The following is a 670-nucleotide window of genomic DNA, read 5'->3' as shown; positions in this document are numbered from 1 at the left end:
CCAGCCGATCCACCGGCAACAGCTTCGGCGTGCCCTTCCCCTACGCCACCCCCGGCACCGTCTCCACCTTCCGCAACAACAGCCAGGACGTCTTCTCCCGCAGCGCCCAGGTCGGCTACAACTACCAGTGCACCCCGGGGTCCGGCGTGGTCGTCGGCATCTAGGCCGACCCCCAGTACCTCGACTTCGCGCGCAACCGGCACAGCGCCTTCCTCACCGGCGTCGCGCTCGCCCCCGGCTACTACGTCACCGACCCGCGCGGCCTGTCGAGCCTCGACTACTTCGGCACCGTGCGCGGCCGCCTCGGCTACGCCTTCGACCGCACCCTCGTGTACGGCACCGGCGGCTTCGCCTACGGCTCGGGCAGCGCCGACCGCTCGTTCGGCGGCTTTGCCGGCAACGACAGCTTCCGCACCGGCTACGCCGTCGGCGGCGGCATCGAGTATGCGCTCCCCACCGACTCGTTCCTGAACTTCTTCCGCTCCTCGGCCGTCACGCTCAAGGTCGAAGGCCTGTACGTCAACCTCGACCGCAACACCCGCAACCAGGGTGTCCTGGTCGTCAACGCCGCAAACCTCGTCCCCGCCTATTCCAGCCCGATCGGACGCCGCGCCGACGAGTTCGCCGTCGTCCGCGCCGGCCTGAACTACAAGTTCGGTTCGTACTGAGA

Annotated in this window: 1 pseudogene; it reads left to right on the top strand. The window is 69.0% G+C overall.

Going from position 1 to position 670, the window contains the following annotated elements:
* Nucleotides 1-668 (top strand): annotated as a pseudogene (locus MKK75_RS00005) (outer membrane protein); the annotation flags it as partial.
* Nucleotides 669-670 lie beyond the last annotated feature (2 nt).

It is taken from the genome of Methylobacterium sp. J-030 (assembly GCF_022829545.1).
In the GTDB taxonomy this organism is placed as follows: domain Bacteria; phylum Pseudomonadota; class Alphaproteobacteria; order Rhizobiales; family Beijerinckiaceae; genus Methylobacterium.
The sequence above is the reverse complement of the archived record's forward strand: the minus strand, read 5'-3'. Positions and strand labels throughout refer to the sequence as shown.